Annotated in this window: 2 protein-coding genes and 1 pseudogene; all 3 read right to left on the bottom strand. The window is 57.8% G+C overall.

Going from position 1 to position 2,287, the window contains the following annotated elements; all coding sequences use genetic code 11:
- Positions 1 to 94: 94 nt before the first annotated feature.
- On the bottom strand, positions 95 to 781 hold the full coding sequence (locus LC354_RS27510) for an ABC transporter ATP-binding protein (RefSeq protein ID WP_223429112.1): 687 nt from the start codon (positions 779 to 781) through the stop codon (positions 95 to 97).
- Positions 782 to 839: 58 nt separating this feature from the next.
- Positions 840 to 1,766 (bottom strand): hypothetical protein, encoded by a 927-nt coding sequence (locus tag LC354_RS27515; RefSeq protein ID WP_223429113.1) that lies wholly within the window; start codon positions 1,764 to 1,766, stop codon positions 840 to 842.
- A 164-nt stretch (positions 1,767 to 1,930) separates the two neighbouring features.
- A pseudogene (locus tag LC354_RS27520) lies at positions 1,931 to 2,287 on the bottom strand (amidohydrolase family protein); the annotation flags it as partial.

Here is a 2,287-nt window from a genome sequence, read left to right on the forward strand (position 1 = left end):
CCAAGGATTAGCGCGACGCTCAGGCCAATCGCAAGCATCGTCAAACCGGCAACGAACCGGCGGTTCCACAGGCTGCGCAAACTAAAAACCAGCATCATTCGGTCCCTCTGTTCAGGTCGCGGAAGTCGAGGATACGATCGAAATGACCCTCAAGACTGCGGTCATGGCTGACGAAGAGCAGCGCGCTGCCCGCTTGGGCGCATTCCCGCGCCAGCAGATCGACAAAGGCCGCTTTGGCCGCCTCATCAAGCGCCGAGGTTGGCTCATCCGCGAGGATCAGGTCCGGCTTGCCGATCAGCGCGCGCGCGGCGGCGACCCGTTGCTGTTGCCCGACACTGAGCTCATGGGCCGACTTCAATGCCAGAGACGGGTCGGACAAACCCAATTCGTCAAGCAGACGGCGGGCCGTTTCCGCAGGATCGTCGCCCGCACGGGTGCGGCGGCGCTCCGAGAATGTGCAGGGCAGAAGGACGTTCTCGAGCGCGCTGAGCCAGGGAACGAGATTGAACACCTGAAAGATCATGCCGATGTGATCCACCCGGAACCGGTCCCGCGCGCCACCGCGCAGGGTGCCAAGATCCTGATCCGCTACGTGTATGGCCCCCTTCGGCACATCGACGACCCCCGCGATCGCGGACAACAGGGTCGATTTTCCGCAGCCGCTCGGTCCATACAGGAACAGGCTCTCGCCGGACGCCAGAGACAGCGTGCCAATCCCCAGTGTACTGCGCTCCGCGCCCGGCCACCGGTAGACAAGCCGTTCAATCCGCAATGGGTGCACAGATCGGTCTCCCGGCACTAGATCCGCCCGACGCGCTTTCGCGCCTGAAATTTCCGCATCAGCGGGAAATCGCGTCGTAGATGAAGTTCGGGACAATCGGAGTTATCTCGAAGGTTATTCCCCAATCCTGCCCGAAATCCTTATTTGACTTGGCGTAGTAATCAACGCCCGCTTTAAACTTGACCGGAAGCTTTCCCAACTTCACTACCTTGCTGGCCGAGAGGTTGATCGGTATCGTCGCTTGATTATTCACCCAGTCGTATTCCCATTTTGAATCGGTGAATACCGTCCATGCATTCGGCAGGTAAACGCCTGCGAAGAGTTCAAGTTGACTGTTGGAGTAGTCGTAATTGTCACCGCCAATATCCCATTGATGGGAGGGGAACACGGCCCAATAACCTTTGCTACCGAGCTTGGCGACGATGGCCTCGGGCCCAAGTCGCCATTGCCCACCGGACACGTCGGTGTTGGTCGGAATTGTACCCTGCACGCCGCCGACGACAACGAACCCGCTGTCGTAGGACTTACCGATAGCGACATCATAACCGATATCTGCCCAGCCGCTCTCGTTTTTGAATTTACCGGTGTCTGAATTAAAAACAGGTTGCTTCCAGACGTACGCCAAGGCGGGACGTATGAACAGGTTGGTGGTGCCGGTATCACCGATCGGGAAGGGAAAAACCGGTTGGAATAATGAAACATTGCTGGATTGTTTGCTTGCACCCGGCAGTTTCCCGTCAAACGAGGTATGGATCTGCTTGAATGTAAGGCTGGCCAAAGGCGAGTTCGGGTTAGACAACTCCTTGGCAATCTCGGCTGTGGACTTTTCACCTTGTGCAGCCGGTGCCTGCTCCTGCCCCTCCGGGTCGTCGAACTGATCTGCGTTGGCGATCTGTGCGAGAACCGGCGTAGCTTCCTGAGCGCAGACGGCACTTGCCATAATCAAAAGGCCCAACGAGATCGGTATAGAGGGGTTCCAAAGCATTTACGTGCATTCCTTCCATGTCGTTGCCCGAGTGTGTGTCGTCGTGGTCTGGCGTTCCCGCTTGCGGTGATCAGGATCGCGGTCGCTTCGCCTGTGACCCACCACCCGTCGATGTGCTCGAAAAATCGCTGCAGGCGCTTGTGTAAAACACCTGCAGCAACAGGTCACTCGATGGTATTCTTGTAGATCACGCCGTCCTTCATGATAATGATGAAGTTCTTGTCCGGGTCGGCGATCAAGTCGATATTCTCAAGCGGATTGCCGTCAACCAGAAGCAGGTCGGCATAGGCACCTTCCCGAACCACACCGTTGTCACCGGGATAGGGATCGCGCGGCCCGGAACGCTTTAAGATCTCGTAATTCTGGCTGGTCGCAATCTTCAGCACTTCCCACGGCTCGAAATAGCGGGTGAGCTTTGCCAACTGCGCCCCCTGACGCGCGGCAAGCGCGGGGTCGCCCTGAGTGTCAGTGCCAAATCCGAAGAGCAGGTCGTATTTCTGCGCTAACGCGAAGGCTGTATC

The sequence above is a fragment of the Tateyamaria pelophila genome, assembly GCF_019966495.1.
In the GTDB taxonomy this organism is placed as follows: Bacteria; Pseudomonadota; Alphaproteobacteria; order Rhodobacterales; family Rhodobacteraceae; genus Tateyamaria; species Tateyamaria pelophila.